Here is a 21,983-nt window from a genome sequence, read left to right as displayed (position 1 = left end):
GGCCCGCGCCCATGTCGGTGGTGTGGCCGCTCAGGGCGTGGCGGCCTTCATCTGCATCAGCCAGCCCTTGGCCTGGCGCAGGTGGGCGTTGAGCTGGGCCTGGGCCGGGCCGACGGTCGAGTCGCTGACCGGCAGCTTCTCCAGCAGCGCGGCGTCGATGAAGCGGCGCGAGTCGGCGTTCAGCATCCAGTTCATGGAGGGCGGCCGTTGGCCCCGCACGGCGGGCAGGCGCAGCTCGGCCACCTGGCCGCAGCCACCGACGCGTTTGATGAGCTCCACCGTGCTGTCGCGGCCGCGGGCGTCGTTGGCGTTCAGGATGCCCAGTGGTGGGCCGGCCAGCTCGTGCAGCGGGATGTCGCGCGCGCGGTAGCGGCGGCTGTCCAGCGGCTGCGCGTCGGCGGCCTGCGGGGCGTCGCGGCACAGCCAGTCCTCGACCTCGGATGGGCTGTTGACCAGCAGCAGCAGACGCAGCCGCGAGCGATCCAGGATGCCGTTGGCCGCACAGTCGTCCTCGGGCTTGCAGGCTTTGAGCCGGCCGCCGGCTTCCAGCTCGCGCAGCAGGTCGGACAGCGCCAGCGTGGCGCTGGCCTCCACATAGCCGCCGTCGCCGAGGCGGTCCCACACGCGGCCCTTGTCGCTCGCGTCGTCAGGGTTGCCGCTCTCACCGCCCTTGTGGGCCTGCTTGAAGGGCACGGCCGCACTGGGGCTGATGTAGGGGAAGCGTGCGCTGTTGTGCACGGCCTGGGCCAGGGTCAGGCGGTCCACGTCCAGCCCCAGCGTCGGGTCCAGCAGGTCCAGGCCATCGCCACCGCTCAGCAGGTAGTCGCTCTGGTAGACGCGCTGGCCGCGCGCGAGCGCGGCGCTGTTCAGCGCCAGCAGCGGCAGCCACTCGGCGGGCGTGGCGCGGCCGTGCAGCGCCGTCAAGGCGTCGTCCCAGGGGTTGGCGTGGGCGGCGGCGCGGGCCGGGCAGTGGCGGGCCAGGCTGCGCGGCCAGTCGCGCGCCCACACCTGCTCCAGCATCAGCGAGCGGTCGGCCCCGGGGAAGGCAACCGGCAGCAAGCGCTGCATCAGGTCGGCATACAGCAGGCCGCCCACGGGCGCGGCGAGGTGGTCCTGGCCGGTGAAGTCGCGCACCAGCTTCCAGGGCGTGCAGGCGGCGCTGTCCTGCGCCTGGCGGCGCGCGTCCAGCGCGGCAACAAAGCTGGCCGCGCCAAGCGCGCCGCCGGAAGTGCCGCTGATGGTGAACACGGCATCGGCGAAGTTGACGCCCTCCTGCTCGCCCAGCTCCTGCAGCCGCGCCAGCGCCGCGCTGCTCCAGTAGGCGGCGCGCGACGCGCCACCGGCGGCGGCCACGATGACCAGCGGGCGCTTGCCGTCGGCGCCCACGGTGTTCAGCCAGCCCTGCAGCCAGGCCTCGGCGGGCTGGCGGTTGAGGTTGGGGCGGGCGGCGCTGCGCTCGGGGTCGGCCACGCGGTGGTTGTCGTTCAGCGGCGCGAACAGCGCGAACAGCAGCAGCGGCAGCGCCGTCAGCGGATAGCCGATCAGCGCCTTGGGCACATAGGTCAGCAGGATGCCGCCGAACACGATCCAGCTGCCCAGCGCCAGCAGCACCAGCGCCGGGGCGCCGAAGGCGCGCGCCGTGGCCTCGGGCCAGGCCAGCAGCGCGGCGAACGCGGCCCATTGCAGCACCAGCATCGCGGCGACCAGCGCGCGCGACGGCGTGCTCATGCGGTCCTCACGGGCGAAGCTGGCGATGGCGTCGCGGCGCCAGTCCAGCGCCAGCCAGCGGGCCAGGCGCGAGCCCTCGCCGAGCTTGAGCAGCCAGGCGCGGCGCTTGTGCACGAACAGCGTCAACACAGCCGTGACCGCCAGCAGCGCCACGCCGATGAGCCGCTCGCGCGGTTGCAGCAGGAAGAAGGCCGCGAGGGGCAGGCCGCCGATCGGGATGAGTGCGCGCGGCAGCCAGCTCCTGAGCGCCAGCGCGAAGCGCGGGTGGGTGCATTCGCCCAGCGAGTCGGGCGTGAAGCGGCGGTCCAGCAGCAGCCGGCTGGTGTACCAGCCCAGCAGCAGCCACAGCCCGAAGGTGGCGACGAGCAGCGCGGTCTGCACGCTGCCCACCTCCAGCGCCAGCAGCGTCTCGCGGGCTTGGTCCAGCCCCAGCAGCACCGCCACGCCGGCCAGCACGATGCCCACCGGGAAAGCGCACAGCCACAGCACGCGCAGCAGGTAGAGCAGGCGCGGCACATCGCCCTCGGGGCGTGGCGCGGGCGGCTCACCGCCGGCCGGCGGCGGCGGCGGGGGCGGTGGCGGCGTGATCTCGTCCGGCCGCTGGGGCGGTGGCGTGGGCGTGAAGACCTTGGGAGGCGACGCGTCGGGCGGAGGGTAGACGACCGGGATGAGCATGGCGGGATTGTCGGTAGGCGCGGGCCAGGCCTGGCGCGATGGGCGCGCACTCTAGGCGGCCCGCCGGGCGAGGGCAATGCGGGCTTGTCACGCCAGGGACAAGACCTGCCGAAGCGGGCTGCCTAGAATCGAACGATCGTTCTATTTCCTTCCCTCTTCGACTCCGAGGTCGTGCCCATGACAGCTCATTACGAAGTCCGCGGCAGCGTCGCCGTGATCACGCTCGACAACCCGCCGGTCAACGGCCTGGGTTTCGCCACCCGCGCGGCCTGCGCTGCCGGCGTGGAACGCGCCGAGGCCGACCCGGCCGTCACGGCGGTGGTCATCACCGGTGCCGGCAAGGCGTTCTCCGGCGGTGCCGACATCAAGGAATTCGGCAGCCCCAAGGCGCTGGCCGAACCCAATCTGCTGAGCCTGATTGCCGTGGTGGAGAACTGCAGCAAGCCGGTGGTGGCCGCCATCCACAGCGTGTGCATGGGCGGTGGCCTGGAGCTGAGCCTGGGCTGCCACTACCGCGTGGCGCAAACCGGCACCAAGGTGGCCCTGCCGGAAGTGAAGCTGGGCCTGCTGCCGGGTGCCGGCGGCACGCAGCGCCTGCCGCGCGCACTGGGCGTGGAGCCCGCGCTGAACATGATCGTCAGCGGCGAGCCGGTGGAGGCGCAGATGCTGGCCATGGTGCCGGGCCAGAAGCTTTTCGACAAGGTGGTGGACGCTGACGTGCTGGGCGCGGCCATTCAGTTCGCGCAGGAGGTGTCCGACAAGCGCCCGCTGCCCAAGGTGCGTGACCTGAAGGCCCGCCACCCCAACCCCGACGCCTACTTCCAGTTCGCCCGCAACATGGTGGGGGGCATGAGCAAGAACTACCCCGCGCCGCTGCGCTGCTTGGAAGCTGTGGCCGGTGCGGTCAAGCTGAAGTTCGACGACGGCATGCGTGCCGAGCGCGAGGGCTTTGCCGCGCTGATGCTGACGCCGGAATCGAAGGCCCTGCGCCACCTGTTCTTCGCGGAGCGCGTGGCCAGCAAGATCGCCGACGTGCCCGAAGACACGCCGCTGCGCACCATCGCCAAGGTGGGCGTCATCGGCGCCGGCACCATGGGCGGCGGTATCTCGATGAACTTCCTGAACGCCGGCCTGCCGGTCACCATCCTGGAAACCAAGCAGGAAGCGCTGGACCGTGGCGTGGCCACGATCAAGAAGAACTACGAAGCCCAGGTCAAGAAGGGCAAGCTCAAGGAAGACAAGTACGCCGCCCGCATGGCGCTGCTGTCCACCACGCTGAGCTACGACGACCTGAAGGACTGCGACCTCATCATCGAGGCCGTCTTCGAGGAGATCGGCGTCAAGGAAGCCGTGTTCAAGCAGCTCGATGCGGTCGCCAAGCCCGGCGCCATCCTGGCCTCCAACACCTCCACGCTGGACGTGGACAAGATCGCCTCGTTCACCCAGCGTCCGCAGGACGTGGTGGGCATGCACTTCTTCAGCCCGGCCAACGTGATGAAGCTGCTGGAAGTGGTGCGCGGCAAGGAAACCGCCAAGGACGTGCTGGCCACGGTCATGGCCATTGGCAAGAAGATCAAGAAGACCGCGGTCGTGTCCGGCGTCTGCGACGGCTTCATCGGCAACCGCATGATCGAGCAGTACAGCCGCCAGGCCGGCTTCCTGCTGGATGAAGGTTGCAGCCCTAGCCAAGTCGACAAGGCCGTCGAGAAGTTCGGCTTCGCGATGGGCCCGTTCCGCATGGGCGACCTGGCCGGCAACGACATCGGCTGGGCCATCCGCAAGCGCCGCGCCGTCGAGCGCGCCACGATGAAGTACTCGGCCAGCGCCGACCGTCTGTGCGAGCTGGGCCGCTTCGGTCAGAAGACCGGCGCCGGCTGGTACGACTACCTGCCGGGCAAGCGCGATGCGATCCCGTCGCCCGTGGTGGACGAGATGCTGGCCAAGCACCGTGAGGCCATTGGCGCCAAGAAGCGCGACATCAGCGACGAGGAGATCGTGCACCGCCTGGTGTTCGCGCTCGTCAACGAAGCCGCGCACCTGCTGGAAGAGGGCATCGCCCAGCGCGCGTCCGACGTGGACATGGTCTACCTGACCGGCTACGGCTTCCCGATCTGGCGCGGCGGCCCCATGTGCTACGCCGACACGGTGGGCCTGTTCAACGTCGTGCAGGCGATGAAGCGCTTTGCGCAGAACCCGATGGACGACGGCGAATTCTGGAAGCCGGCGCCGCTGCTGGCCCGCCTGGTGGCTGAAGGCAAGTCCTTCACCTGATCGCGCATCTGAATGTTTTGCGTGCCAGACCGATCGAGCGAAGCGAGTAGCTCTGGCACCAACTGATTAGGACTAGACATGAGCAACGCACTGATCGTCTCCACCGCCCGCACCCCGCTGACCAAGAGCTGGAAGGGCGCGTTCAACATGACCCACGGCGCCACGCTGGGCGGCTGGGCCGTGGCGGCCGCCGTCGAGCGCGCCGGCATCGAAGCCGGCGCCATCGAAGACGTGCTGATGGGCTGCGCCAACCCCGAAGGCGCTACGGGCGCCAACATCGCCCGCCAGATCGCGCTGAAGGCCGGTCTGCCGATCACGGTGAGCGGCGTCACCATCAACCGTTTCTGCTCCAGCGGCCTGCAGACCATCGCCATGGCGGCGCAGCGCATCATCGCGGGCGAGGGCGATGTCTACATCGCCGGCGGCGTGGAAAGCATCTCCTGCGTGCAGCAGGAAATGAACAAGCACATGCTGGCCGACCCGTCGCTGGCCAAGATCAAACCCGAGATCTACTGGAACATGCTGCAGACCGCCGAGAACGTGGCCAAGCGCTACAACATCTCGCGTGAGCGCATGGACCAGTACGGCGCCGCCAGCCAGCAAAAGGCCTGCGCCGCCCAGGCGGCCGGCAAGTTCGCTGACGAACTGATCACGGTGACCACCACCATGGGCGTGGCCGACAAGGTCATGGGCCTGATGAGCAAGGAAGTGACCGTGAGCGCCGACGAAGGTCTGCGCGAAGGCACCACCTACGAAGGCATCAAGGACCTGCGCTCGGCCGTGCCCGGCGGCCTCGTGACGGCCGGCAACGCCAGCCAGTTCAGCGACGGCGCCGGCGCCTGCGCGTTGGTCAGCGAGCAGTACGCCTCGGCCCACAACCTCAAGCCCCTGGGCCGCTTCCTCGGCTTCGCGGTGGCGGGTTGCGAGCCGGACGAGATGGGCATCGGCCCTGTCTTCGCCGTGCCCAAAGTGCTGAAGAAGCTGGGCCTGACCGTCGCAGACATCGACCTGTGGGAGTTGAACGAAGCCTTCGCCGTGCAGGTGCTGTACTGCGCCGACACGCTGGGCATCCCGATGGACAAGCTCAACGTCAACGGCGGTGCCATCGCCGTGGGCCACCCCTACGGCGTGTCGGGCCAGCGCCTGACGGGCCACGCCCTGATCGAAGGCAAGCGCCGCGGCGCCAAGCGCGTCTGCGTGACGATGTGCATCGGCGGCGGCATGGGCGCGGCGGGCGTGTTTGAGGTGCTCTGACACCTGCTCCGGCCGAAGGGCGGCAGCTGCGATGCAGCGCCGCTCTTTTTTCATCGAGGAGGGCCCATGCGCCAGACCCTGGATTTCCTGCTGTTCGACTGGCTGAAGGCCGGCGACCTGACCGTACGTGAGCGCTTCGCGGAGCACTCGGCGGAAACCTTTTCGGCGGTGCTGGACACCTGCGAAAAGATCGCCCGCGAGAAGTTCGCGCCGTTCAACCGCCTGGCCGACACGCAGGAGCCGCACTTCGACGGCGAGCGCGTGCATCTGCCGCAGGCGACGCATGACGCGACGCGGGCCTATGCCGAGTCCGGCATGCTGGCCGCGGCGCAGGACTACGACGTGGGCGGCATGCAGCTGCCCTGCGTCATCGAGATGGCGGGCAACGCCTTCTTCAGCAAGGCCAGCGTGGCCATGGGCGGCTACGCGATGCTGACCTCGGGCAACGCCAGCCTGCTGATGGCCCACGGCACGCCGCTGCAGCGCGAGGTGTTCGCCAAGAACGAGTTCGCCGGCCGCTGGTTCGGCACCATGTGCCTGAGCGAGCCGCAGGCGGGGTCGTCGCTGTCCGACATCGCCACCCGCGCCGAGCTGGAGGACGAAACCGACGCGTTGGGCCCGCGCTACCGCCTCACCGGCAACAAGATGTGGATCTCCGGCGGTGAGCACGAGATCACCGAGAACATCATCCACCTGGTGCTGGCCAAGGTGCCGGGGCCGGATGGCAAGCTGATCGCGGGCACCAAGGGCATCTCGCTGTTCATCGTGCCCAAGAAGCTGGTGAACGAGCGCGCCGAGCTGACCGGCGAGCGCAACGACGTGAGCCTGGCCGGCTTGAACCACAAGCTGGGCTACCGCGGCACCACCAACTGCCTGCTGAACTTCGGCGAAGGCCGCTTCACGCCGGGCGGGCGCAAGGGTGCCGTCGGCTACCTCGTCGGCAAGCCCGGCGAGGGCCTGCGCGCCATGTTCCACATGATGAACGAGGCGCGCATCGGCGTCGGCCTGGGCGCGGTGATGCTGGGTTACGCCGGCTACGAGGCGAGTCTCGACTACGCCAAGCAGCGCCCGCAGGGTCGGCCGATGACGGCGGCGGGCAAGGACGCTTCCAGCCGGCAGCGCCCCATCATTGAACACGCCGATGTGCGCCGCATGCTGCTCGCACAGAAGAGTTATGTGGAGGGCGGCCTGGCGCTGGAGCTGTTCTGCGCGCGCCTGGTCGATGAACTCGCCACGGGCGACGACAAGACGCAAGCGCAGGCGCTGCTGGACGTGCTCATCCCCATCGCCAAGAGCTGGCCCAGCGAGTGGTGCCTGGAGTCCAACTCGCTGGCCATCCAGGTGCTGGGCGGCTACGGCTACACGCGCGACTTCCCCGTCGAGCAGTACTGGCGCGACCAGCGCCTGAACATGATCCACGAGGGCACGCACGGCATCCAGGCGCTGGATCTGCTGGGCCGCAAGGTGGTGCAGCAGGGCGGCGCGTCGCTGGCCGCGCTGGCCGCGCGCGTGCAGCAGACGATAGCCCGCGCCATCCAGACCGACTGGGCCCCGCAGGCCAACCAACTCGCCGCAGCGCTGGCCCAGGTGGGTGGCGCCACCAAGAAGGCCTGGAGCACCGGCGAGCCGGAAGAGGCGCTGGCCAACGCCGTGCCCTATCTGCAGGCCTTTGGCCACACGGTGCTGGCCTGGCTGTGGCTGGACGTGGCGCTGGCGGTGAGCGGCGACAGCCACTTCGCCCACGGCAAGCGTGCCGCGGCCCGCTACTTCTTCGCGTACGAACTGCCCAAGATCGCCGCGTGGCTGGACGTCGTGGCCCGCCGCGAGCCGCTGTGCCGCGAGATCCAACCCGAATACTTCTGAGAGACAAGACCATGAGCACCAACGTCCAAGACCTCTTCGACCTGACCGGCCAGGTGGCCCTCGTCACCGGCGGCTCGCGTGGCCTCGGCCTGCAGATTGCCGAGGCGCTGGGGGAGGCCGGCGCCAAGATCATGCTGACCTCGCGCAAGGCGGCCGACCTCGAAGAAGCCACGGCCCACCTGCAGGCGCGCGGCATCGATGCGCGCTGGATTGCGGCGGATGCCGCCAAGCCCGAGGAGGCCCACCGCGTGGTGGCCGAGACGATGGAGCGCCTCGGCCAGATCGACATCCTCGTCAACAACGCTGGTGCCACCTGGGGCGCGCCGGCCGAAGACCATCCGCTGGAGGCCTGGGACAAGGTCATGGACCTGAACATCCGCAGCCTCTTCGTCTTCGCGCAGGCCGTGGCCAAGGCCAGCATGATCCCGCGCAAGTCAGGCCGCATCATCAACGTGGCGTCCATCGCCGGACTGTCGGGCAACCTGGGCGCGATGAAGACCATCGCCTACAACACCAGCAAGGGCGCGGCCGTGAACTTCACGCGCGCACTGGCGGGCGAGTGGGGCCAGCACGGCATCACCGTCAATGCGCTGGCGCCGGGCTTCTTCCCGAGCAAGATGACCAAGGGGCTGCTCGCCGCGGTCGGCGAGGAGAAGATGGCCGCGCATGCGCCGCTGAACCGCATCGGCGACGACGACGACCTCAAGGGCGCCGCGCTGCTGTTCGCGTCGCGCGCCGGCAAGCACATCACCGGCCAGATCCTCGCAGTGGACGGTGGCGTCAGCGCCGTTCACGGCGGCTGACCGGCACACAATGCGCCCATGACTCGTCGCGCGCCTCCCCTCAACTTCCCCGTCCATATCCCCTTCGTGCAGCAACTCGGGCTGGAGCTGCACAGCCTGGGCGACGGCGAGGCTGAGATCCGCGTCGACCTGCAGCAAGGCCACCTCAACTCGTGGGAGGTGGCCCACGGCGGCGTGCTGATGACGCTGCTGGATGTGGCCATGGCCCACGCCGCACGCAGCATCCACCGCCATCAGCCCGGCATGGGGCCGGGTGTGGTGACGGTGGAGATGAAGACCAGCTTCATGCGCCCCGGCGAGGGTGAGCTGCGCTGCCACGCCAAGCTGCTGCACCGCACTGCCACCATGGCCTTCTGCGAGGGCTCGGTGTTCGGCGGTGACGGCCAGCTCTGCGCCCACGCCACCGGCACCTTCAAGTACCTGAAGGCGCTGCCCACGCAAGGCCGGCGGCTCAACACGCTCACGCCGGCAGCGGCGGGCGGCACGACCGGGCCGGCCTGACCCCGAGCCGCCCTCGGGATTGGTGGCTTTCTGAAACGACGTTCCAATAACGGGCACAATAGCGCTGCGCCAGCACCTCGCCGATGAGGTGCGCGGCGGGCCAGGTGGGCACCCGGACCATGCCGTCCGCCCCTGTGGGGACCAACCCCTGGCCCGACGGTCTGCGCTTGCGGCCCCTCTGGCCCGAGCCGAACCGGCTTTGCCCCCACCCGATTCGCCTCAGAAAGCCCCCGCCATGAAGATCGCCCTCATCATCGAGAACAGCCAGGCCGCCAAGTCCGAGATCGTCCACAACGCGCTCAAGACCGTTGCCGAGCCGCTGGGCCACCAGGTCCACCACTACGGCATGTACACGCCGGAAGACAAGGCCTCGCTGACCTACGTCATGAACGGCCTGTTGGCCGGCATCCTGCTGAACAGCAAGGCCGCCGACTTCGTCATCACCGGCTGCGGCACGGGCATGGGCTCCATGCTGGCCTGCAACAGCATGCCCGGCGTGTTCTGCGGCCTGGTCATCGACCCGACCGACGCCTTCCTGTTCGGCCAGATCAACGACGGCAACGCCATGTCCATGCCCTACGCCAAGGGCTTCGGCTGGGCCGCCGAGCTGAACCTGCAGGACTGCTACCGCAAGCTGCTCGAGAACGAGCGCGGCGCCGGCTACCCCAAGGAACGCGCCGCCATCATGGCCAAGAACCGCGGCATCCTGAAGGACCTGAAGGCCGCTTCGTGCAAGGACATGCTGACGGTGCTGAAGAGCGTCGACCAGGACCTGCTGAAGGCTGCCGTGTCGGGCGAGAAGTTCCAGGAACTGTTCTTCACGAACTGCCAGGACGACGCCATCGCCGCCCACATCAAGGGTGTGCTGGCGAGCTGATTGAGACAGCTGCGGCTGGGCTGGCTGCAGTCCCGTGCCTGAGAAGGGCGAGCGGCCGGGAGCGCCAGCTCGCCCTTCGTGCTTGTTGGCTGCCGGCAGCCAGAATGGGTCATGAACAAGCAAATCAGACAGTGGCTCGTTGCTGCGGTCGGTGTGGCTGTGGTGATCGGTCTGGTGCTCACGAGTGTTGGCCCGGCGCCCGAGCTGGATGCTGCTCGGCAGCCCACAGCGTCAGCCACTGATCTGCCGTCGAGGGCCGCCACCCGTGCAGCCCTGCCGCAGCCTGACGTGTCGTCTCCAGTGATGCTGGCTGCCGCGCCGCAGTCCGTGGTGGGCAGCGTGGCTTCTGCTGGTGGGCCGCGTGTCTCGGTGCCCGTTGATTGGGGCCGTTATCCCGGCACCTTGCAGACGCAGATCCAGCAGGCCTTGCAGACACCCGATGGCGTCATGGCCGCAGATCTGGCGCGCAAGCTGCGGGAGTGCGAACTCACGACCCGGCTGATGCAGCCGCAAGCGATCGCGAGGGTCGTTGCGGCGGGCAGCGACCCTGCGCTCGTAGCGGCCCGTGATGCCCAGTTCCAGACATACCAGCGCATCTTTGCGAATTGCCAGACGGTGGTGGGTGACCCTGTTCAACTGCAGCTGGCACTGCTGGACGTCGCCGTAGCACATGGCGTGGTTGGCGCTGCGGTGGAAAGCTTCAATCTCGGGCAGCGCAAGCCGGAAGTGCTGCAAGGTGTCAAGCGCGACGCGGTCGCCGGGCATGTGTTATCACTGATTCCCGTGACGTCACACAAAGCGTCACTGTTCGGTATCTCGCTGGAGCAGCAACGCAGCCTGCGCTTGGCCTTCGAGATTGCCGCGAACGATCCGGAGGTCGGCACGCTGATCCGGCCGTACGTGAGCGTGGCGGAATCGCTCGCGGGTTTCTCTGCAGGCAAGCTGGGGTTCCGGTTCAACCAGGACGGCTTGACGGACGCGATCCGCCACCAGGCTGAGCTCATGGCGCAGCAGATTGTCGAGCGCGTCAAGGTGCCCAAGCCAGACGTGACGGTGGCTCGCTGACTGCGCCGGGCTGCGGCCCTGCGAGACTGTCGCGATGTCTGTTGCTCCACCCCACCTCACGCTGCGCACGCTGACGCGCGGCGATGGCCTGTTGGGCCTGCGTCCGCGTGGCTCACTGGGCCCGCGGGGCGAACAGGTGACGGTGGCGACGCTGGCGCGGCGGGATGCCGACGCCGAGCAAATCCTCATCAAACAGGGCCTCATCGCCCTCGACCCCGCGCTGCTGCAGTGGCGCGGATCGCCGCTGCCGTTGGGCGGCGAGTCGCTCTGGACCACGCCGCAGGAAGACTTCTTCGGTGACTTCCACGCCGAGGCCGTGCCCGAGCTGCAGGCCCAGGGCTGGCAGGTCACGACCGAGCCCGGCTTCGCCCACCACAGCCAGTTCGTCAGCGGCTGGCAACTGGGGCTGACGGAAGACGCCGAGCAAGAGGCGCCCAAGCCCAGCCGCCGCGTCGAAGGCCTGGCGCTGGCGCGCCGCACGGGTGCCTGGCTCGTCAGCCTGGGCATGGAGGTCGACGGCAAGACGCTGGACCTGGCACCCTTGATCGCCAACCTGCTGCGCCGCGACAAGCGCTGGCTGGACGCCGTGGCCATCGCCGCGATCGAGGACGACGCCATCGTGTCGCTGCGCGCGCCGGGCGGGCGGCGCTATCACGCCGCTGCTGCGCCGCTGAAGGCCATGATGCTGGCGCTGCTGGACCTGCTCAAGCCCGCCGAGCTGGACAAGGGCAAGCCGCTCAAGCTGAATGAATGGGATGCGGATCGCCTCCGTGTCATCGAGGACGAGTCGCGCGGCCGCTGGCAGATCCATGGCGATGCGGGCCTGAAGGCGCTGGGCCGGCGGCTGCTGGCAGCGGGCGCGCCGACCGCATTCGAGCAGCCACCCGGGCTGGGCCTGCAACTGAGGCCCTACCAACTCCACGGGCTGGCCTGGCTGCAATACCTGCGTGCACAGAACCTCGCCGGCATCCTGGCCGACGACATGGGCCTGGGCAAGACGGCGCAGGCGCTGGCCCATGTGTGGACCGAGAAGCAGGCCGGCCGGCTGGACCGCCCGGCGCTGGTCGTCGTGCCCACGTCGCTGCTGTTCAACTGGCAGCAGGAGGCCGCGCGCATCGCGCCAGGACTGGCGGTCAAGACCTGGCACGGGGCCGACCGTGCGGCGCTCGACCTCAGCGGCGCCGATGTCGTGCTGACGACCTACAACCTCGTCTGGCGCGACCTGCGCGCGCTGTCGGCCCGGCCCTGGCACCTGCTCATCCTGGACGAAGCCCAGTCGGTGAAGAACGCGCAGGCCCGTGCGGCGCGCGCGCTGCGCCGCCTGGACGCGCGTCACCTGCTGGCGCTGACTGGCACGCCGCTGGAGAACCACCTGGGCGAGCTGTGGTCACTGTTCGACCTGCTGATGCCCGGCTTCCTGGGCGACTCGCGCACGTTCGGGCGCCACTGGCGCAAGCCCATCGAGGTCAACCGCGACGGCCCGCGCGCGCGGCTGCTGGCGGCGCGCGTGCGGCCCTTCATCCTGCGCCGCCTCAAGACCGAGGTGGCCACCGAGCTGCCGCCGCTGACCGAGCTGGTGAAGCGCGTGCCGCTCGTCGGCCAGCAAAAGCAGCTGTACGAGAGCGTGCGCGTCGCCGCCGACCACATGGTGCGCCGCATCCTGCAGCGCGACGGCTTCACGCCCACCAGCCTCATCAGCGTGCTGGACGCGATGCTGAAGCTGCGCCAGGTGTGCTGCGACCCGCGCCTCGTCAAGGGCGTGGAGATGGCGCCGCACACCGAGCGCGCCAAGCTGGAATGGCTGCGCGAGCACCTGCCCGACCTCGTCGCGCAAGGCCGGCGTGTGCTGGTGTTCTCGCAGTTCACGGAGATGCTGGACCTGATCGCCGCCGAGGTGCCCGTGCCGCACCTGCGGCTGACGGGCGACACGCCCGCGTCACAGCGCGGCGACATCGTGCGGCGCTTCCAGGCGCGCGAGGTGCCGGTGCTGCTGGCCAGCCTGAAGGCCGGCGGCGTGGGGCTGAACCTGACGGCGGCCGACACCGTCATCCACGTGGACCCCTGGTGGAACCCGGCCGTGCAGGCCCAGGCCAGCGCGCGGGCGCACCGCATCGGGCAGGACCAGCCGGTGTTTGCCTACCAGCTGGTGGCCCAGGGCAGCATCGAGGAGCGCATGCTGGAGCTGCAGGCGCGCAAGAAGGCGCTGGCCGATGGCCTGCTGGGCAGCGACGACGGCTCGCTGCTGACCAAGTTCAGCGCGCCCGAGCTGAACCTGCTGCTGGCGCCGCTGGAAGAGGACTGACGACCGTCAGCCCGCCAGCCCGTCGAACGTCGTGCTGTTCACCCACTCGATGATCTGCGCGCGGGTGTACTGCCCCGAGTCCTTCAGCAGCGCGACGACCGGGTCGCAGGCGCGGGCGAACAGCGTGTAGAGCACCAGCTCGGCGGGCACATCGGCCTTGATCTGGCCGCTGGTCTGGGCCTCGGCAATCCAGATGCTGAGGCGGTTGCTCAGCGAGATCAGCCGGTCCATGTAGGCGTCGTTGGCCTGCAGCGCGGCGCTGAGGCTGGAGTTCTGCGCCGGCAGCGACGGCATCTCGCCTTCCAGCTGCGTCAGCATGGCCCAGCCGGTCACGGCCTTGAGTTGCTCCAGCGGCGTCACGGGCCCGGCCTCGGCGCGGGCGCGCAGTTCGTCGATGAAGGCCAGCGCCCGGTCCAGCACGCCCACCATCGCCGCGCCGGCCAGCTCTTCCTTGGACGTGAACAGCTTGTACAGGCTGGCCTTGGACAGCCCGGCCTCGGCGGCCACCTCGTCCACCGTCATCGCGTCGTAGCCCTTGCGGGCCAGCAGGCGGTTCACGGCGGTGACGATGGCGTCCTCTCGGACGCGCTGCATCTGCTCTCGGATCGAAGGACGGGCTCCCATGACGCGATTCTAGGTGTTTCGATGGGCCTTAAAACTTCTAGGTGCAATTTTTGAACTCATGAGTTATTGTATGAACTCACCAGTTCACGTTTTGATCTGAAAAGTTCAACAAGGGCGTCACATGCAGCGCATCGCAGTCATCGGTTCCGGGATCTCAGGGCTGGCCGCCGCCCGGCGCCTCACGCTGGCGCCGGGGGCACACCAGGTCACGCTGTTCGAGGCCGGCGCGCACTTCGGCGGCCATGCCAACACGGTGGAGTTGTGCCTGGACGGAGTCAGCCATGGCGTGGACACCGGCTTCCTGGTCTACAACGAGCGCACCTACCCGCTGCTGACGCAGCTGTTCGCCGAGCTGGGCGTGGAGGTGGCGGACGCCGACATGTCCTTCTCGGTGCAGCTGCCGCGCGCCGACGGGCCCGGCCTGGAGTGGAGTGGCAGCTCGCTGCGCACGGTGTTCGCGCAGAAGCGCAACCTGCTGCGCCCGCGCTTCCTGCGCATGCTGCGCGAGATCCTGCGCTTCAACCAGCTCACCACGGCCATGGCGGCCGGCGAGCTGGGCCTGCAGGAGCAGGGCAGCGTGGCCGACTTCCTGGCGCGCCACGGCTTCGGCGACGCCTTCCGTGACGACTACCTGCTGCCCATGATCGGCTGCATCTGGTCCTGCCCCACGGAGCAGATGCTGGCCTTCCCGATGGCCACGCTGATCCGCTTCTGCCACAACCACGGCCTCATCCAGGTGACCGACCGGCCGCAGTGGCGCACCGTGCGCGGTGGCTCGCGGCAGTACGTGCGGCGCATCCTGGCGGGCCTGGCCGATGCGCGGCTCAACACGCCGGTGCTCGGGCTCAAGCGCCTGCCCGGCCAGGTGCTGGTGCGCACGGCCAGCGGCACGGAAAGCTTCGACGCCATCGTGCTGGCCTGCCACAGCGACCAGGCGCTCGCCCTGCTGGGCGAGCAGGCCAGCGCCGACGAGCGCGCCGTGCTGGGCGCCATCCGCTACCAGCCCAACGTGGCCGTGCTGCACACCGACGAAGGCGTGCTGCCCACGCGGCGCCTGGCCTGGGCGGCCTGGAACTACGAGCGCGCGGCCGACAGCCGCCGCGAGCAGGCCCAGGTCTGCCTGCACTACCTGCTCAACCGGCTGCAGCCGCTGCCGTGGACGCAGCCCGTCGTCGTGTCGCTCAACCCCGTGCGGCCCATCGACGAGTCGCGCGTGCACCAGCGCATCGAGTACGCCCACCCCGTGTTCGACCTCGCCGCGCTGCAGGCTCAGGGCCGTGTGGGCGAGCTGCAGGGGCAGGACCGCACCTGGTACTGCGGCGCCTGGTGCGGCTACGGCTTCCATGAAGACGGCCTGCGCTCGGGCCTGGCCGCCGCCGACGGCGTGCTGGCCGCGCTGGACATCTGGGCGAGCACCGAGCGGGGCGCCGCATGAGCACTGCCGTGCCGCTGATCGGCTTCGGCCCGGTCTGGCACCGGCGGCTGCGCCCGGTCGCGCACGAGTTTCGCTATGGCGGCTGCTTTCTGCTGCTGCCCATGCGCCGGCTGCGCGAGCAGGGCTGCGCCGCGTTGAACCGCAACGGCCGCGGCTGGCTGAGCTTCCAGGACCGCGACCACGGCGATGGTAGCGACGACGCGCTCGCCTGGTTCGACGGCCTGCTGGCCCGCGAAGGCATCACCGACGCCGACGGCGAGGTCTGGCTGCACACCTTCCCGCGCATGCTGGGTTTTGCCTTCAAGCCGGTGAGCTTCTGGTACGCGCACCGCGCCGACGGTTCACTGGCCGCGGCGCTGGCCGAGGTCAACAACACCTTCGGCGAGCGCCACGCCTACCTGTTGGCCGGGCCCGAGCTGGCCTTCGGCGCCGAGCAGCGCGCCACCAAGGTCTTTCACGTCTCGCCGTTCTGCAGCACGCAGGGCCAGTACCGCTTCCGCTTCGAGCGCAGCGCCGAGCGCACGCTGGTGCGCGTGGACCTGCACGACGCGCAAGGCCCGCTGCTGCAAACCAGCGTGGGCGGCGCGCTGCAGCCGCTCACCGCGGCCAGCGCGCGGCTGGCCGTGCTGCGCATGCCCTTCATGACGCTGGGCGTCGTGGCACGCATCCACTGGCAGGCCCTGCGCCTGTGGTTGAAGCGCGTGCCTTTTTTCAGCAAGCCCCAGGCCCCCGATCACCTCGTGAGTCGCTGACATGACCAACGCCACCACCCTCTCCGCATCCCAAGACCTGCCCGCACGGGCGCCTGCCGCCGCGCGCCGGCTGCTGCGCATGCTGGAGCGCCTGCCGCACGGCCGGCTCGACCTGCAACTGCCCGACGGCCGCCAGCTCAGCCTCGGCTCTGGCGACGGCGAGCGCGCGGCGCTGCGCGTGCAGCACTGGTCGCTGTTCGAGCGCGTGCTCAAGGCGGGCGACATCGGCCTGGCCGAAAGCTTCATCGATGGCGAGTGGGACACGCCCGACCTCGCCGGCCTGCTGCGCCTGGCCCTGGCCAACCGCGAGCACATCGACGGGCTGATCTACGGCCGCTGGTGGGGCCGCCTGGCCTACCGCCTGCGCCACCTGCTGCGCCGCAACTCGCGCAGCGGCAGCGCCAAGAACATCCACGCCCACTACGACCTGGGCAACGACTTCTACCGCCTGTGGCTGGACCCCGGCATGAGCTACAGCTCGGCCTGGTTCGAGGGCCGCGACCCGCGCGAGGTGGGCCTCGTCGAGGCGCAGGACGCCAAGGTGCGCCGCGCGCTGCGCGAAGCCGGCGTCAAGCCCGGCGCCCGCGTGCTGGAGATCGGCTGTGGCTGGGGCGGGCTGGCCGAGATGGCGGCGCGCGAGTTCGGCGCCCGCGTGACCGGCGTGACGCTGTCCCGCGAGCAGCTGCAGTGGGGCCAGGCGCGCATGCGCAACGCCGGGCTGCAGGAGGCCGTCGAGCTGGTCTACCAGGACTACCGCGACCTGCCCAAACAGCATGCCGACCAGCCCTTTGACGCCATCGTCTCCATCGAGATGTTCGAGGCCGTGGGCCACGAGTACTGGCGCGGCTACTTCGAGACGCTGAACGCCTGCCTCAAGCCCGGTGGCCGCGCCTGCATCCAGAGCATCACCATCCGCGACGACCTGTTTGAGCGCTACCTGCGCTCCACCGACTTCATCCAGCAGTACATCTTCCCTGGCGGCCTGCTGCCCAGCCCCAGCGCCTTCGAGGCCGAGGCGCGCCGCGCCGGCTTCGTCGTCGAGCACAAGCTGGCCTTCGGGCGGGACTACGCCGAGACGCTGCGCCGCTGGCGCGACGCCTTCCTGAAGGACATCGACGCCGTGCAGCGCCAGGGCTTTGACCTGCGCTTCCAGCGCATCTGGACCTTCTACCTCGCCTACTGCGAGGCCGCCTTCGACGCCGGCAGCACCGACGTCATCCAGTTCACGCTGCGCAAGCCGGCGGCCTGAGCGCCATGGCCACCCCGCGCCGCGCGGCCCTTGTCACCCTTGCCGCATTCGCCCTGCCTGCCATGACCACCACCCACGCCCAACCCACCGCGCCGGCCGCACCGGTCGCACCGCCCGCGCCCGCCGAACTCCAGCCCGTGGTGCCCCAGGCCCAGTTGCGCGGCAGCGGCGTGCTGCGCTTCTTCGGGCTGCGCGTGTACGAGGCGCGGCTGTGGGTCAAGCCCGGCTTCGAGCCGGCCGACTACGCGCGCCAGCCGCTGGGCCTGGAGCTCAGCTACGACCGCAAGCTCGAAGGTGCGGCGATCGCCGAGCGCTCGGTGGCCGAGATGCGCCGCGTCGGCAAGTTCGAGGACGCCCAGGCCGCCCGCTGGCTGGCCCTGATGAAGCAGGCCTTCCCCGATGTGGTCCCGGGCGACCGCCTGCTCGGCCTGCACGACGGCGGCGGTGATGTGCGCTTCTTCCACAACGGCCGCCAGACCGCCAGCGTGAGCGACGCCGAGTACGCGCGGCTGTTCTTCGGCATCTGGCTGTCGCCGCAGACCTCCGCGCCCGCGCTGCGCGACGCCCTGCTCGGCGCGGCGCGCTGACGAGACCGGCATGCCCACCGACGCCCTGCGCCTGCCCTGGCCGCGTGGCCTGGCCTACGCCGGCTTGGCCGTGCCGTTGGCGTTCGTGTCGCTGCCGCTGTACGTGAACCTGCCGTACCACTACGCCACCGCCTTCGGCATGCCGCTGGCGGCGCTGGGCGGCGTGGTGCTGGCCGTGCGGGCGCTGGACGCGGTGATCGACCCCGCGCTGGGCCGGCTGGCCGATGGCTGGTTCAACCGCGGCCGCGCCTGGTTGGCGGCGGCGTTGGGCGCCCTTGTCATGGCGCTGGCCTTTGCCGCGCTGTGGTGGCCGCCGCAGGGCGGGCCGACTGTCGTGCTGCCCTGGCTGGCCGGCGCGCTGCTGCTGTGCACGCTGGCCTACAGCGGCGTGGGCATCGTGCACCAGAGCTGGGGCACGCGCTGGGGCGGCGGGCCGGAGCTGCGCGCCCGCGTGGCCGGCTGGCGCGAGGCCGGCACGCTGGCCGGCGTGCTGTTCGCCAGCGCGCTGCCAGCCCTGGCGGGCTGGGGCGTCACCAGCGCCGTGCTGGCCGGGTTGCTGCTGCTGGGTCTGCTGGGCCTGCGCCGTGTGCCGGCGCCGCTGCCTGCCGTGGACGCCGGCGCGGCCACGGCCACGCCCTGGCGCCAGCCCGCGTTCCGGCGGCTGGCCGTGGTGTTCATGCTCAACGGCATCGCCACCGCCATCCCGGCCACGCTGCTGCCCTTCTTCATTGCCGACCGCCTGCAGGCACCCGACCTGCAACCCGTGCTGCTGCTGGCCTACTTCGGCGCGGCCGTCGTGGGCCTGCCGCTGTGGGTCAAGGCCGGCGCGCGCTGGGGCCTGGCGCCGGCGTGGCGGGCGGGCATGCTCGCGGCCGTGGCAGCCTTCGCCGTCACGCCGCTGCTGGGCGCGGGCGACGCCTGGGCCTTCGGCCTCGTCTGCGCGGCCAGCGGCCTGATGCTGGGCGCCGACCTGGCCCTGCCCGGCGCGCTGCTCACCGGCGTCATCCAGGCGGCCGGCGACGGCCAGCGCGGCGAGGGCCGCTACCTGGGCTGGTGGGCCTGCATGACCAAGCTCAACCTCGCGCTGGCCGCCGGCCTGGCGCTGCCGCTGCTGGCACTCGCCGGCTACACCCCGGGCCGGCAGGACGACGCCGGCCTGCAGGCCCTGACCTGGGCTTACGGCGGGCTGCCCTGCCTGCTGAAGATCGCCGCCGCCACCTGGCTGTGGCGCGCCGAGCGCTGGCACACCGACTGGAAGGACCGCGAATGAACCGCCGACGCTTCACCACCACCTTGCTTGCCGCCGGCACGGCGCTCACGCTGACCGGCTGCGCCGGCCCGCAGGTGCAGGACTACGCCCGCGAAACCCCGGTGCTCAACCTGCGCGACTACCTCAGCGGCCCGCTGACGGCGCACGGCATGTTCACCGACCGTTCGGGCCGCGTCGTCAAACGCTTCACCGTCACCATGACCGGCACCTGGCAGGGCGACAGCGGCGTGCTGGACGAGCACTTCACCTACAGCGATGGCACCAAGGAGCGCCGCGTCTGGCGCCTGAAGGACCTCGGCAACGGCCGCTACAGCGGCCGGGCCGACGACGTCATCGGCGAGGCGCTGGGTGAGACCTCGGGCAACGCCTTCCGCTGGCGCTACACGCTGGCACTGCCGGTGGACGGCCGCGTGTGGCATGTGGCGATGGACGACTGGATGTACATGGTCGACGCGCGCACCGTGCTCAACCGCACGGCCATGAGCAAGTTCGGCATCCACCTCGGCGATGTGACGCTCGCCTTCACGAAGGGCTGACCCGTGCCGCTGAACCCACCGCTCACCGACTGGCAAGGCCGCTGGGTCTGGATCGTCGGCGCCTCCACGGGCATCGGCCGCGCGGTGGCCTCGGCGCTGCACGGGCAGGGCGCCCGCGTCGTCGTGTCAGCACGCAACGCCGACGCGCTCGGCCGCTTTGTCGCCATGCACCCGGGCAGCCACGCCCTGCCGCTGGACGTCACCGAGGCCGCCGCCGTGACGCAGGCCGCGCAGGCCGTGCAGGCGCTGGCTGGGCGGGCGCCGGCGCTGGTGCTGTACTGCGCGGGCCACTACCGCGCGCAGCGCGCCACCGCGTTCGACCTGCCCGAGATGCAGCGCCACCTGGCCGTCAACTACCAGGGCGTGCTGCACCTGCTGCAGGCCGTGCTGCCGCAGCTGCTCGCGGCCGGCGAGGGCCACCTCAGCCTCGTGGGCAGCGTGGCGGGCTACCGCGGGCTGCCGATGTCGCTGGCCTACGGGCCCACCAAGGCCGCGCTGAACAACCTGGCCGAGAACCTCTACCTGGACCTGCGCCCGCACGGCCTGGGCGTGTCCATCGTCAACCCCGGCTTCGTCGACACGCCGCTGACGGCGCAAAACGGCTTCAAGATGCCGGCGCTCATCACGCCCGAGGAGGCCGCGCGCCACATGCTGCGCGGCTGGGCCCAGGGTCGCTTCGAGATGAACTTCCCGCGCCGCTTCACGGCCTGGCTGCGCCTGCTGCGCTGCCTGCCCAACAGTTGGTACTTTGCCGCCGTGCGGCGCATGACGGGACACTGACGCCGTGACACCTCTGCCCACTGCCTCCACCGACGCCACCGACCCCCGCGTTGCCGCGCTGGCCGCCGCCTACGAGCGCCTCACGCCCGCGTCGCTGCCGGCGCTGCTGGCGCTGTATGCCGACACGGCCCGCTTCAAGGATCCCTTCAACGAAGTGCAGGGCCGCGCCGCCATCGGCCGCGTGTTCGCGCACATGTTCGAGACGCTGCACGAGGCGCGCTTCGTCGTCACCGTCGCGGTGTGCCAGGGCGACCACGCCTTCCTGACCTGGGACTTCCACTGCCGCAGCCGGCCCACGGTCGAAGCGCTGGTGATCCGCGGCGCCAGCCACCTGGTGTTCGACGCCGACGGCCACGTGGCCGTGCACCGCGACTACTGGGACGCCGCCGAGGAGTTGTACGCCAAGCTCCCCGTGCTGGGCGCGCTGGCCCGCTGGGCGCAGCGCCGGCTGCGTGCGCCTGGCGGCTGAGGCGCGGTGGAGGGCGCCCGGGGCCGACGGCGTGGCCGCGCGGGCGCGGCTGTGGAGGCTGTCGCAAAGTTCAGCGGCGTCGCAGTCGCATGCGCTTTAACGTTGGAGGTAACGTGCGGCCGGAATGCCGCAGGCATGAAGGGAACCCAAAGCGCAGCTTTGGGTCGTAACGTTGACCGAAAGGTTAGGGTGCGGCGTCATTGTTTAAAGATTCTAAGTATTCGACAACGTGGTCTTGGCTGTTCCAGTTTGAATGACCTGGCTGAGTACACCATTCGCTTATTAGTTGAAGAATGGACGGTGAGTACACAACCTTGGCCCGCCAATTTGAAATGCTTGAGCTTGGAACAATGACGCGTGCTAGTTTTCTTGAACCGCGGCGCACACCAATGGCGACGACTTTCTTGTAACCATCACCCCATTGGGCCGGGAGACAGAAAACCCTTGTGCCAACTGAAAAATGCTTATTGGCTGCGAGTACATTGCCAATTAAGCACCATTGAGATTGAGGCTGCAATCTAAGCACCCTAACGTGTTGTCGACAGTCTGCGTAATGTAGACCCGTGCCGCGTCATGAGCGCCCTTCTGGCATGAGCAAGTGCTTGATCGACTGGCGATTTCCGCTGCCGACTGCTGGCGAATACCGTGCGTCGCTGTCCGCGTAACGCGCCTGCTGATCCTGACCAAAGCAGCCCTCGCGGTGGGCAGTTCCTGGCCGAGACCTGCCCTCCTACGCGGCAGTGTTGACTGGCAGCAGCCGCTGCATACCGGTTCAGCAAGCCGGCAAGCAGTGCCATGGCAGGGGGCGAAAGCTGGACGCCAAACACCCGGCCCGGCCGCAGCCCCGCATCGCAACGCATCGCGCGCGGCCCAACGCTTCAACAGGGCGTCGACTGCACAGTCCCCGCGCCGCCCACCCGGCCAGCGCGAGGACTTCGGCGC

General features: G+C 69.9%; 18 protein-coding genes. 16 read left to right on the top strand and 2 right to left on the bottom strand.

Going from position 1 to position 21,983, the window contains the following annotated elements; all coding sequences use genetic code 11:
* Window positions 1–30: 30 nt before the first annotated feature.
* Window positions 31–2,403 (bottom strand): hypothetical protein, encoded by a 2,373-nt coding sequence (locus tag NYO99_RS15675; protein WP_268168184.1) that lies wholly within the window; start codon window positions 2,401–2,403, stop codon window positions 31–33.
* A gap of 177 nt (window positions 2,404–2,580) precedes the next feature.
* Here NYO99_RS15675 and NYO99_RS15670 point away from each other — a divergent pair, with 177 nt between their 5' ends.
* The 8 genes from NYO99_RS15670 to NYO99_RS15635 all read left to right on the top strand — a co-directional run bounded on the left by NYO99_RS15670 (window position 2,581) and on the right by NYO99_RS15635 (window position 13,339).
* Entirely contained in the window at window positions 2,581–4,674 is a 2,094-nt protein-coding gene (locus tag NYO99_RS15670) for a 3-hydroxyacyl-CoA dehydrogenase NAD-binding domain-containing protein (protein ID WP_268168183.1), read from the top strand.
* A 78-nt stretch (window positions 4,675–4,752) separates the two neighbouring features.
* Window positions 4,753–5,928 carry an acetyl-CoA C-acyltransferase gene (locus tag NYO99_RS15665; RefSeq protein ID WP_268168182.1) on the top strand — a complete coding sequence of 392 codons (1,176 nt, stop codon included), beginning with the start codon at window positions 4,753–4,755 and terminating at the stop codon, window positions 5,926–5,928.
* A gap of 66 nt (window positions 5,929–5,994) precedes the next feature.
* Complete coding sequence (locus NYO99_RS15660) at window positions 5,995–7,791, top strand: acyl-CoA dehydrogenase (protein ID WP_268168181.1); 1,797 nt, start codon at window positions 5,995–5,997, stop codon at window positions 7,789–7,791.
* Between the two features lie 11 nt (window positions 7,792–7,802).
* On the top strand, window positions 7,803–8,594 hold the full coding sequence (locus NYO99_RS15655; protein WP_268168180.1) for an SDR family oxidoreductase: 792 nt from the start codon (window positions 7,803–7,805) through the stop codon (window positions 8,592–8,594).
* A gap of 18 nt (window positions 8,595–8,612) precedes the next feature.
* The gene (locus NYO99_RS15650; RefSeq protein WP_268168179.1) at window positions 8,613–9,095 is read left to right on the top strand and encodes a PaaI family thioesterase; all 483 of its coding nucleotides are present in this window, start codon (window positions 8,613–8,615) and stop codon (window positions 9,093–9,095) included.
* Between the two features lie 235 nt (window positions 9,096–9,330).
* Window positions 9,331–9,972: an RpiB/LacA/LacB family sugar-phosphate isomerase gene (locus tag NYO99_RS15645; protein ID WP_268168178.1), complete on the top strand. Its 642-nt coding sequence runs from the start codon at window positions 9,331–9,333 to the stop codon at window positions 9,970–9,972.
* A gap of 111 nt (window positions 9,973–10,083) precedes the next feature.
* Window positions 10,084–11,037, top strand: a complete 954-nt coding sequence (locus NYO99_RS15640) for a hypothetical protein (protein WP_268168177.1) — start codon at window positions 10,084–10,086, stop codon at window positions 11,035–11,037.
* A 34-nt stretch (window positions 11,038–11,071) separates the two neighbouring features.
* A complete protein-coding gene (locus tag NYO99_RS15635) occupies window positions 11,072–13,339 on the top strand; it encodes a DEAD/DEAH box helicase (protein WP_268168176.1) in 2,268 nt (755 codons plus the stop codon).
* Between the two features lie 6 nt (window positions 13,340–13,345).
* Here the strand turns inward: NYO99_RS15635 and NYO99_RS15630 are convergent, their stop codons facing one another.
* Window positions 13,346–13,963: a TetR/AcrR family transcriptional regulator gene (locus tag NYO99_RS15630; RefSeq protein ID WP_268168175.1), complete on the bottom strand. Its 618-nt coding sequence runs from the start codon at window positions 13,961–13,963 to the stop codon at window positions 13,346–13,348.
* 121 nt (window positions 13,964–14,084) lie between these two features.
* Between NYO99_RS15630 and NYO99_RS15625 the strand changes: the two genes are divergently transcribed.
* From NYO99_RS15625 to NYO99_RS15590, 8 genes are all read left to right on the top strand, one after another.
* Window positions 14,085–15,398, top strand: a complete 1,314-nt coding sequence (locus NYO99_RS15625; protein ID WP_268168174.1) for an NAD(P)/FAD-dependent oxidoreductase — start codon at window positions 14,085–14,087, stop codon at window positions 15,396–15,398.
* Entirely contained in the window at window positions 15,395–16,150 is a 756-nt protein-coding gene (locus NYO99_RS15620; RefSeq protein ID WP_268168173.1) for a DUF1365 domain-containing protein, read from the top strand. The genes NYO99_RS15625 and NYO99_RS15620 overlap by 4 nt, the downstream gene beginning before the upstream one ends.
* Before the next feature lies 1 nt (window position 16,151).
* A complete protein-coding gene (locus tag NYO99_RS15615) occupies window positions 16,152–17,399 on the top strand; it encodes an SAM-dependent methyltransferase (protein WP_268168171.1) in 1,248 nt (415 codons plus the stop codon).
* A 62-nt stretch (window positions 17,400–17,461) separates the two neighbouring features.
* Complete coding sequence (locus tag NYO99_RS15610) at window positions 17,462–17,986, top strand: chalcone isomerase family protein (RefSeq protein WP_268168170.1); 525 nt, start codon at window positions 17,462–17,464, stop codon at window positions 17,984–17,986.
* A 10-nt stretch (window positions 17,987–17,996) separates the two neighbouring features.
* Window positions 17,997–19,256 carry an MFS transporter gene (locus NYO99_RS15605; RefSeq protein WP_268168169.1) on the top strand — a complete coding sequence of 420 codons (1,260 nt, stop codon included), beginning with the start codon at window positions 17,997–17,999 and terminating at the stop codon, window positions 19,254–19,256.
* Window positions 19,253–19,792, top strand: coding sequence for a DUF3833 domain-containing protein (locus NYO99_RS15600; protein ID WP_268168168.1), 540 nt, complete (start codon window positions 19,253–19,255; stop codon window positions 19,790–19,792). The genes NYO99_RS15605 and NYO99_RS15600 overlap by 4 nt, the downstream gene beginning before the upstream one ends.
* Before the next feature lie 3 nt (window positions 19,793–19,795).
* Window positions 19,796–20,572 carry an SDR family NAD(P)-dependent oxidoreductase gene (locus NYO99_RS15595; RefSeq protein WP_268168167.1) on the top strand — a complete coding sequence of 259 codons (777 nt, stop codon included), beginning with the start codon at window positions 19,796–19,798 and terminating at the stop codon, window positions 20,570–20,572.
* A 4-nt stretch (window positions 20,573–20,576) separates the two neighbouring features.
* The gene (locus NYO99_RS15590; protein ID WP_422395508.1) at window positions 20,577–21,041 is read left to right on the top strand and encodes a nuclear transport factor 2 family protein; all 465 of its coding nucleotides are present in this window, start codon (window positions 20,577–20,579) and stop codon (window positions 21,039–21,041) included.
* Window positions 21,042–21,983 lie beyond the last annotated feature (942 nt).

Origin of the sequence: Roseateles hydrophilus (assembly GCF_026712245.1) — a bacterium.
Lineage (GTDB): Bacteria > Pseudomonadota > Gammaproteobacteria > Burkholderiales > Burkholderiaceae_C > Pelomonas > Pelomonas hydrophilus.
The sequence above is the reverse complement of the archived record's forward strand: the minus strand, read 5'-3'. Positions and strand labels throughout refer to the sequence as shown.

Coding starts and splice junctions, on each gene's coding strand:
- NYO99_RS15625 (WP_268168174.1), top strand. CDS start 14,085: ATGCAGCGCATCGCAGTCATCGGTTCCGGGATCTCAGGGCTGGCCGCC.
- NYO99_RS15605 (WP_268168169.1), top strand. CDS start 17,997: ATGCCCACCGACGCCCTGCGCCTGCCCTGGCCGCGTGGCCTGGCCTAC.
- NYO99_RS15645 (WP_268168178.1), top strand. CDS start 9,331: ATGAAGATCGCCCTCATCATCGAGAACAGCCAGGCCGCCAAGTCCGAG.
- NYO99_RS15655 (WP_268168180.1), top strand. CDS start 7,803: ATGAGCACCAACGTCCAAGACCTCTTCGACCTGACCGGCCAGGTGGCC.
- NYO99_RS15640 (WP_268168177.1), top strand. CDS start 10,084: ATGAACAAGCAAATCAGACAGTGGCTCGTTGCTGCGGTCGGTGTGGCT.
- NYO99_RS15665 (WP_268168182.1), top strand. CDS start 4,753: ATGAGCAACGCACTGATCGTCTCCACCGCCCGCACCCCGCTGACCAAG.
- NYO99_RS15620 (WP_268168173.1), top strand. CDS start 15,395: ATGAGCACTGCCGTGCCGCTGATCGGCTTCGGCCCGGTCTGGCACCGG.
- NYO99_RS15670 (WP_268168183.1), top strand. CDS start 2,581: ATGACAGCTCATTACGAAGTCCGCGGCAGCGTCGCCGTGATCACGCTC.
- NYO99_RS15600 (WP_268168168.1), top strand. CDS start 19,253: ATGAACCGCCGACGCTTCACCACCACCTTGCTTGCCGCCGGCACGGCG.
- NYO99_RS15630 (WP_268168175.1), bottom strand. CDS start 13,963: ATGGGAGCCCGTCCTTCGATCCGAGAGCAGATGCAGCGCGTCCGAGAG.
- NYO99_RS15650 (WP_268168179.1), top strand. CDS start 8,613: ATGACTCGTCGCGCGCCTCCCCTCAACTTCCCCGTCCATATCCCCTTC.
- NYO99_RS15635 (WP_268168176.1), top strand. CDS start 11,072: ATGTCTGTTGCTCCACCCCACCTCACGCTGCGCACGCTGACGCGCGGC.
- NYO99_RS15675 (WP_268168184.1), bottom strand. CDS start 2,403: ATGCTCATCCCGGTCGTCTACCCTCCGCCCGACGCGTCGCCTCCCAAG.
- NYO99_RS15615 (WP_268168171.1), top strand. CDS start 16,152: ATGACCAACGCCACCACCCTCTCCGCATCCCAAGACCTGCCCGCACGG.
- NYO99_RS15610 (WP_268168170.1), top strand. CDS start 17,462: ATGACCACCACCCACGCCCAACCCACCGCGCCGGCCGCACCGGTCGCA.
- NYO99_RS15660 (WP_268168181.1), top strand. CDS start 5,995: ATGCGCCAGACCCTGGATTTCCTGCTGTTCGACTGGCTGAAGGCCGGC.